The organism is Kocuria tytonicola (assembly GCF_003687455.1).
Classification (GTDB): domain Bacteria; phylum Actinomycetota; class Actinomycetes; order Actinomycetales; family Micrococcaceae; genus Kocuria; species Kocuria tytonicola.
On record NZ_PHOA01000099.1, the window covers coordinates 1 to 8,854 of the forward strand.

The window sequence follows — 8,854 nt, forward strand, 5'->3', positions numbered from 1 at the left end:
TTGATTGTTTTTGGTTGATGGCCCAATGCCTTGCAGGTGTTTTCCCGTTTTCCTGGGGTGTTGGGTGTCAGCTGGGATCCTGCTTGCCACGTTGTGGTGGGTGGTTTCTGTTGAATTTTTTTGACGGAGAGTTTGATCCTGGCTCAGGACGAACGCTGGCGGCGTGCTTAACACATGCAAGTCGAACGCTGAAGCTTGGTGCTTGCACTGGGTGGATGAGTGGCGAACGGGTGAGTAATACGTGAGTAACCTGCCCTTGACTCTGGGATAAGCCTGGGAAACTGGGTCTAATACTGGATATGACAGTGCATCGCATGGTGTGTTGTGGAAAGGGTTTTACTGGTTTTGGATGGGCTCACGGCCTATCAGCTTGTTGGTGGGGTAATGGCTCACCAAGGCGACGACGGGTAGCCGGCCTGAGAGGGTGACCGGCCACACTGGGACTGAGACACGGCCCAGACTCCTACGGGAGGCAGCAGTGGGGAATATTGCACAATGGGCGGAAGCCTGATGCAGCGACGCCGCGTGAGGGATGACGGCCTTCGGGTTGTAAACCTCTTTCAGCACGGAAGAAGCGAAAGTGACGGTACGTGCAGAAGAAGCGCCGGCTAACTACGTGCCAGCAGCCGCGGTAATACGTAGGGCGCAAGCGTTGTCCGGAATTATTGGGCGTAAAGAGCTCGTAGGCGGTTTGTCGCGTCTGCTGTGAAAGCCCGGGGCTTAACCCCGGGTGTGCAGTGGGTACGGGCAGACTTGAGTGCAGTAGGGGAGACTGGAATTCCTGGTGTAGCGGTGAAATGCGCAGATATCAGGAGGAACACCGATGGCGAAGGCAGGTCTCTGGGCTGTTACTGACGCTGAGGAGCGAAAGCATGGGGAGCGAACAGGATTAGATACCCTGGTAGTCCATGCCGTAAACGTTGGGCACTAGGTGTGGGGAACATTCCACGTTTTCCGCGCCGTAGCTAACGCATTAAGTGCCCCGCCTGGGGAGTACGGCCGCAAGGCTAAAACTCAAAGGAATTGACGGGGGCCCGCACAAGCGGCGGAGCATGCGGATTAATTCGATGCAACGCGAAGAACCTTACCAAGGCTTGACATACACCGGACCGGGCCAGAGATGGTCTTTCCCCCTTGTGGGGCTGGTGTACAGGTGGTGCATGGTTGTCGTCAGCTCGTGTCGTGAGATGTTGGGTTAAGTCCCGCAACGAGCGCAACCCTCGTTCTATGTTGCCAGCACGTGATGGTGGGGACTCATAGGAGACTGCCGGGGTCAACTCGGAGGAAGGTGGGGATGACGTCAAATCATCATGCCCCTTATGTCTTGGGCTTCACGCATGCTACAATGGCCAGTACAATGGGTTGCGATACCGTGAGGTGGAGCTAATCCCAAAAAGCTGGTCTCAGTTCGGATCGTGGTCTGCAACTCGACCACGTGAAGTCGGAGTCGCTAGTAATCGCAGATCAGCAACGCTGCGGTGAATACGTTCCCGGGCCTTGTACACACCGCCCGTCAAGTCACGAAAGTTGGTAACACCCGAAGCCGGTGGCCTAACCCTTGTGGGGGGAGCCGTCGAAGGTGGGACTGGCGATTGGGACTAAGTCGTAACAAGGTAGCCGTACCGGAAGGTGCGGCTGGATCACCTCCTTTCTAAGGAGCACTGTGGCTGGCCGTGTGGCCGGCACCCACACTCCCATCGTTGTGGTGGGGGGTGGTTGATGCTCATGGGTGGAATATCAGCAAGCGGACACACTGCTCCCCGGTACGGGAACTCCGCCAGCACGGTCTGGTGGTGGTGTCGGGGTGGTGGTGTGGTGGCACATTGTTGGGTTGTCGATCAACACGCTGGTGTTGGTTGGTTTCCCGCAGCATGGTGGCGCTGGGATGGTTGTCCTGGTGGTTGCTGTGCTGGTGGGTTGTTGTTTGTCAACTACATAGTGGACGCGAGCATCTTTGACGCCGTGCACCTCCTTGGTGGGGTGTGTGGTGTGTTCTTTGATGATTGTTTTGTGTTGTGTGGCGTATAAGTTGTTACGAGCACACGGTGGATGCCTTGGCATCAGGAGCTGATGAAGGACGTGGAAATCTGCGATAAGCCTCGGGGAGCTGATAAACGAGCTGTGATCCGAGGGTCTCCGAATGGGGTAACCCGGCTGCGTGTCATGCGTGGTCACTCGTATCTGAATTCATAGGGTGCGAGGAGGAACGTGGGGAAGTGAAACATCTCAGTACCCATAGGAAGAGAAAACAATAGTGATTCCGTGAGTAGTGGCGAGCGAAAGCGGATGGTGGCTAAACCGGTTGTGTGTGATACCTGGCGAGGGTTGCATGATCGGGGTTGTGGGATGCGTTGTTCTCGGGGTCGCCACCCCGGGCGCTGTGGCGTGGTGGTAGTCGAACTGGTGGTGAGTGCCAGACCGTAGGGGGTGTGAGTCCCGTAGACGAAACTGTCATTGTCGTGGTGTGACGTTGTTCCCGAGTAGCACGGGGCCCGTGAAATCTCGTGTGAATCTGCCAGGACCACCTGGTAAGCCTGAATACTTCCTGATGACCGATAGCGGATCAGTACCGTGAGGGAATGGTGAAAAGTACCCCGGGAGGGGAGTGAAATAGTACCTGAAACCGTGTGCTTACAAGCCGTTGGAGCCTTTAGGGGTGACAGCGTGCCTTTTGAAGAATGAGCCTGCGAGTTAGTGTTACGTCGCGAGATTAACCCGTGTGGGGTAGTCGTAGCGAAAGCGAGTCTGAATAGGGCGTTGTGAGTGGCGTGATCTAGACCCGAAGCGGGGTGATCTACCCATGGCCAGGTTGAAGCGCGTGTAAGAGCGCGTGGAGGACCGAACCCACTTCAGTTGAAAATGGAGGGGATGAGCTGTGGGTAGGGGTGAAAGGCCAATCAAACTCCGTGATAGCTGGTTCTCCCCGAAATGCATTTAGGTGCAGCGTTGCGTGTTGCTTGCTGGAGGTAGAGCTACTGGATGGCTGATGGGCCCTACAAGGTTACTGACGTCAACCAAACTCCGAATGCCAGTCAAGTTCTAGCGTGGCAGTGAGACTGTGGGGGATAAGCTTCATAGTCGAAAGGGAAACAGCCCAGACCATCAACTAAGGCCCCTAAGCGTGTGCTAAGTGGGAAAGGATGTGGAGTTGCTGAGACAACCAGGAGGTTGGCTTAGAAGCAGCCACCCTTGAAAGAGTGCGTAATAGCTCACTGGTCAAGTGATTCCGCGCCGATAATGTAGCGGGGCTCAAGTACACCGCCGAAGTTGTGGCATGACACCGTGAAGCTGAGCCGTTTGTGGTTGAGGTGGTGTTGTGGGTAGGGGAGCGTCGTTGGGGTAGTGAAGCTGCGGGGTGACCCAGTGGTGGAACCTCAACGAGTGAGAATGCAGGCATGAGTAGCGATAGACGGGTGAGAAACCCGTCCGCCGGATGATCAAGGGTTCCAGGGTCAAGCTAATCTGCCCTGGGTGAGTCGGGACCTAAGGCGAGGCCGACAGGCGTAGTCGATGGACAACGGGTTGATATTCCCGTACCGACGAAGAACCGACCCTACTGAACCGGGGATACTAACCACCCGATCCGCCGTGATCGTGTGCCCTTGTGGTACACGGCGTGTGTGGTGAGGCTGGGACCTGATCCGGGGAGGTAAACGTGTTAACAGGTGTGACGCAGGAAGGTAGCCGAGCCAGGCGATGGTTGTCCTGGTCTAAGCATGTAGGGTGACCCGTTGGTAAATCCGCGGGTTGTGTGCCTGAGATGTGATGGGACTCTCTTAGGTGAGAGGATTCGGTGATCCTATGCTGCCAAGAAAAGCATCGACGTGAGGTTCTAGTCGCCCGTACCCCAAACCGACACAGGTGATCAGGTAGAGAATACTAAGGCGTTCGAGAGAATCATGGTTAAGGAACTCGGCAAAATGCCCCCGTAACTTCGGGAGAAGGGGGGCCTCGGTTGGTGATCACCCACGCGGTGTGAGCTGGTTGGGGTCGCAGAGGCTAGGGGGAAGCGACTGTTTATCAAAAACACAGGTCCGTGCGAAGTCGTAAGACGATGTATACGGACTGACTCCTGCCCGGTGCTGGAAGGTTAAGAGGACCTGTTAGACCCTTCGGGTCGAAGCGGAGAATTTAAGCCCCAGTAAACGGCGGTGGTAACTATAACCATCCTAAGGTAGCGAAATTCCTTGTCGGGTAAGTTCCGACCTGCACGAATGGAGTAACGACTTCCCTACTGTCTCAACCATGAACTCGGCGAAATTGCAGTACGAGTAAAGATGCTCGTTTCGCGCAGCAGGACGGAAAGACCCCGAGACCTTTACTATAGTTTGGTATTGGTGTTCGGTGTGGCTTGTGTAGGATAGGTGGGAGACTGTGAAGCTATCACGCTAGTGGTGGTGGAGTCGTTGTTGAAATACCACTCTGGTCACTCTGGACATCTAACTTCGGCCCGTGATCCGGGTCAGGGACAGTGCCTGATGGGTAGTTTAACTGGGGCGGTTGCCTCCTAAAGAGTAACGGAGGCGCCCAAAGGTTCCCTCAGCCTGGTCGGCAATCAGGTGTTGAGTGTAAGTGCACAAGGGAGCTTGACTGTGAGAGTGACAGCTCGAGCAGGGACGAAAGTCGGGACTAGTGATCCGGCGGTACATTGTGGAATGGCCGTCGCTCAACGGATAAAAGGTACCTCGGGGATAACAGGCTGATCTTGCCCAAGAGTCCATATCGACGGCATGGTTTGGCACCTCGATGTCGGCTCGTCGCATCCTGGGGCTGGAGTTGGTCCCAAGGGTTGGGCTGTTCGCCCATTAAAGCGGTACGCGAGCTGGGTTCAGAACGTCGTGAGACAGTTCGGTCCCTATCCGCTGCGTGCGTTGGAAATTTGTGGAGGCCTGTCCTTAGTACGAGAGGACCGGGACGGACGAACCTCTGGTATGTCAGTTGTTCCGCCAGGAGCATCGCTGATTAGCTACGTTCGGGATTGATAACCGCTGAAAGCATCTAAGCGGGAAGCTTGCTCCGAGATGAGATTTCCTGACCCCCTTACGGGGGTGTGAGGTGCCCAGTAGACGACTGGGTTGATAGGCCAGGTGTGGAAGCGTTGTAAGGCGTGGAGCTGACTGGTACTAATACACCGAAGACTTATACACACACAATGATCATCATGAGTGTGGTGTTCGCGTTCACTATGTGGTTGACCACCAACAACCCGCACACGACCCGCCCCTTATGGGTGGGGGTGGTGTGGGGGAGTGTGGTTGACAGAAGAAGAGATTGTTTTTCCATGGTTGTCATGGGAAACCGCCCAAAGGTTTCCACTCGTGCAACCCCTTGACACCTCGGGACCCGGTCCTGGTGTGTGTGGGGTGGTGTGGGTGGGGTAGGTTTCCGGTGGTTATAGCGTGGGGGAAACGCCCGGTCCCATCCCGAACCCGGTAGCTAAGACCCACAGCGCTGATGGTACTGCACTCGGTAGGGTGTGGGAGAGTAAGTCACCGCCGGAATACACGTCAGAAAAGAGGGTCGAGGCCCCACACCAGCAATGGTGTGGGGCCTCCCCACATTTAACAGCAGGCTCGCGCCCGGCTCGATGAACGCCGGCACCCGTGACTCCATGACTCAGCTGGGTACCGCTGGTGGCGCTTGAGCCTTTCCAGTGCTCCCCATTGAGGCAGGGCGGCCCCGCGGCTGGTAGGTTTCCACCACGTGCTGCCTCAAAGAGGAGGCTGCGGTCACGGGGAGGACCAGATCATGTCTCAGGGGTCGGACGAGGGACAGCGTGCCCTCCTGTGGTCACCCACCGAGGAATCGGTGTGCCGGTCTCGGATGGCCGGCTTCGCCCGGTGGGCGGAGAAGCGGTTCGAGAGGGATCTTTCTGGTTTCGAGGTGTTGCATACCTGGTCGGTGGATCAGCCGGACGAGTTCTGGCGGGGCGTGTGGGAGTTCTTCGAGGTGGAGGCGTCCTCCACCGGCGCGCGCGCCTTCCACGATCCCGTGATGCCGGGAGCGCGGTGGTTCCCCGGTGCGCGCTTGAACTACGCGGAGAACTCGTTGCGCTGGGCACGGAGCCGACCGGACGATGTTGCGATCGTGGGAGAGCACGAGACGGCCCGGGCGGGGGCGTGGACGTGGACCCGGCTCGAAGCGGGCGTGGCCTCGCTGGCCCAGCATCTGCGAAAAGCCGGCGTGCGCCCCGGGGATCGCGTGGCGGGTGTACTCCCCAACATCCCCGAGACGATCCTGGCGCTTCTGGCCACGGCCTCGGTGGGGGCCGTCTGGTCCGTGGTCAACACGGACTTCGGTCCCGCGGGTGTCGCGGACAGGTTTGCGCAGATCGAACCGCGGGTGCTGCTCGTGGTGGACGGCTACGAGTTCGCGGGGTCCGTGCGTGACATGACCGGGTCCTATGCGGCGCTGCTGACCGTGCTTCCCACCGTGGAGCAACTCATCGTGGTTGACCAGCTGGAGTCATCGCCCGTGCTCCCAGAGCTTCCGGTTGGTGTCACGCGGCTCTCCGACATCCTCGCGGTGCCCTCCGATCCTTCTTACGAACAGCTTCCGTTCGACCACCCCCTGTGGATCCTCTACTCGTCGGGCACCACGGGTAAACCTAAAGGGATTGTCCACTCCCACGGTGGCGTCACGCTCGAGTTCCTGAAAGCCCTGGGACTCCACGCCGGTCTGGGCCCCGAGGACGTGGCCTACTACGCGGTGGCCACCACCTGGATGGTGTGGAACATGCTGGCTGGGATCCTGCTCACGGGCGCTCGGGTGATCACTTACGACGGGTCGCCCACGTTCGGCGGCCCGGAGAAGTCCTTCGAGATCGTCGCCCGGAACCGTGCCACGTTCTTCGGCGCGGGTGCCGGCGTGCTGTCCATGGCGCAGCGTGCCGGGGTGACCCCGAACGTGAGCATGGACTTCTCGGCGCTGGAGTCGATCCTGGTGACGGGGTCGCCTCTTCCGGACGCCACATGGGACTGGGTCTACTCCTCGGTGTCACCGACCGTGCGGCTCGGTTCCGACTCGGGAGGCACGGACGTCACGAGTGCGTTCATCGGCACGAACCCGTACCAGCCCGTGTACCGGGGCGAGATCATGGGCCCGTACCTCGGCGTGGACGCGCAGTCGTGGAACGCCCAGGGAGAGCGCGTGTACGGCGAGGTGGGCGAGCTGGTGATCACCAAGCCCATGCCGAGCATGCCGGTCTTCTTCTGGGGTGACGAGGACGGCTCGCGGTACCGTGCCGCCTACTTCGACATGTTCCCCGGCGCCTGGCGCCAGGGAGACTGGGTGACCCAGCTGCCGGAGGGACCGTTCGTGGTGCACGGCCGCTCCGACTCGACCATCAACCGCGGTGGCATCCGGATGGGGTCCGCGGACCTCACCCACGTCGTGGACCGCGTGGACGGGGTGGCCGCCTCCATGGTGATCGGTGCGGAACTGGCGGGCGGGGACTACTACATGCCGCTGTTCGTGGTACCCGTTCCCGGTACGAGAGTCACCGATCAGCTGAAGCAGCGCATTGTGGACGCGATCCGGGAGCAGGTCTCCCCGCGTTACGTTCCGGACGAGATCATCGAGGCTCCCGCCGTCCCGAGAACACGCACCGGCAAGCTCCTGGAGATCCCCGTGAAAAAGCTGTACCAGGGGGCGGACCCGAGCTCGCTCAACCGTGCGACGGCAGAGGACCCGGAGGTGCTGGACTGGTACGCGGAGGCCGCGCGACGGCATGCGAACGACGTGACAACCCGTTGAGAAGAGTGCTGCCTCCGGGGAGCGGAGGCGCCCGCGCCCCGGGCCGCGGTCGGACCGGTCGCGGGTGCGGGGCCGGGACGTGGCCCCCGTTGCACCATGACCTCCTCGGCCGTGGTTGCCGTGGAGTGGGTCGTCGGACTGCCGGGGGCTGCCGCTAGGGCGTGTCTGACAAAGGTTGGTGGCGGGGTCTGAAACGATCGTGGCGTGTCACGTTTTCAGGTTCTCTCGGATGCCCAGTGGTCACTGATCGCGCAGTTGCTGCCCCGCCCGACGGGCAAGCCGGGCCGCAAGTTCTCCGACGCGCGCACGATGGTTGAGGGCATCGTGTACCGCTACCGCACCGGCATCGCCTGGCGCGATCTACCCACGGTGTACGGGCCGTGGCAAACGGTATGGACCTGGCACCGGCGCCTGGCCGATGACGGAACCTGGGACCGCATCCACGCCGAACTAACTACTGCTGCTGACGCGGCAGGTCTGATCGACTGGTCGTTGTCGGTCGACTCGACGATCGCGCGCGCCCACCAGCACGCAACGAACACCACCCGCCTCACAGGGGGCTGGATCGAACTACAAGAATCCGGGCCTCGAGCCGCCTGAACACGCCGTGGGCCGCTCACGCGGCGGGCTGTCAACGAAGATCCACCAACTCGTCGACGGCCACGGAAGATCCCTGGTCACACTGCTGACTCCCGGACAAGCAGGCGATTCGCCGATGCTCATTCCGCTCATGGACCAGCTGCGCGTGGCACGGGCGGTAGGACGCCCCCGCACCCGGCCCGACGCGCTTCGGGGCGACAAGGCCTACTCCTCACGAGCGATCCGCGCGCACCTACGCTCCCGCGGGATCAAGGCCGTCATTCCCGAACCCGAGGACCAGGAAGGCCACCGGCGACGGCGCGGCTCACGCGGGGGCAGGCCCGTCAGCCTTGACGCCGACGACTACAAGAACCGCAACGTCATCGAACGCAGCTACTGCCACCTCAAACAATGGCGCGCCATCGCAACCCGGTACGACAAACACGCTGTGACCTACCGCGCCGCCATCATCCTGCACTCCGTCATCACCTGGACGAAGGCTTTGTCAGACACGCCCTAG

2 protein-coding genes and 3 rRNA genes are annotated in these 8,854 nt (G+C 60.1%); all 5 read left to right on the top strand.

Features of this window, described 5'->3' with window-relative positions:
• Positions 1-120: 120 nt before the first annotated feature.
• The 5 genes from CWC38_RS09775 to CWC38_RS09795 all read left to right on the top strand — a co-directional run bounded on the left by CWC38_RS09775 (position 121) and on the right by CWC38_RS09795 (position 8,854).
• Positions 121-1,651: ribosomal RNA gene (locus CWC38_RS09775) — 16S ribosomal RNA — on the top strand.
• A 371-nt stretch (positions 1,652-2,022) separates the two neighbouring features.
• Positions 2,023-5,147 (top strand): 23S ribosomal RNA (locus CWC38_RS09780).
• A 237-nt stretch (positions 5,148-5,384) separates the two neighbouring features.
• Positions 5,385-5,501 (top strand): 5S ribosomal RNA (rrf, locus tag CWC38_RS09785).
• The 16S, 23S and 5S rRNA genes sit together here, the layout of an rRNA operon.
• Before the next feature lie 247 nt (positions 5,502-5,748).
• Positions 5,749-7,755: an acetoacetate--CoA ligase gene (locus CWC38_RS09790; protein ID WP_121846565.1), complete on the top strand. Its 2,007-nt coding sequence runs from the start codon at positions 5,749-5,751 to the stop codon at positions 7,753-7,755.
• A 204-nt stretch (positions 7,756-7,959) separates the two neighbouring features.
• Positions 7,960-8,854, top strand: a protein-coding gene (locus tag CWC38_RS09795) for an IS5 family transposase (protein WP_121846566.1) whose coding sequence is annotated in 2 segments (ribosomal slippage) — positions 7,960-8,310 and positions 8,312-8,854 — 894 coding nt in all. Because the reading frame shifts where the segments join, the coding sequence is not laid out codon by codon here.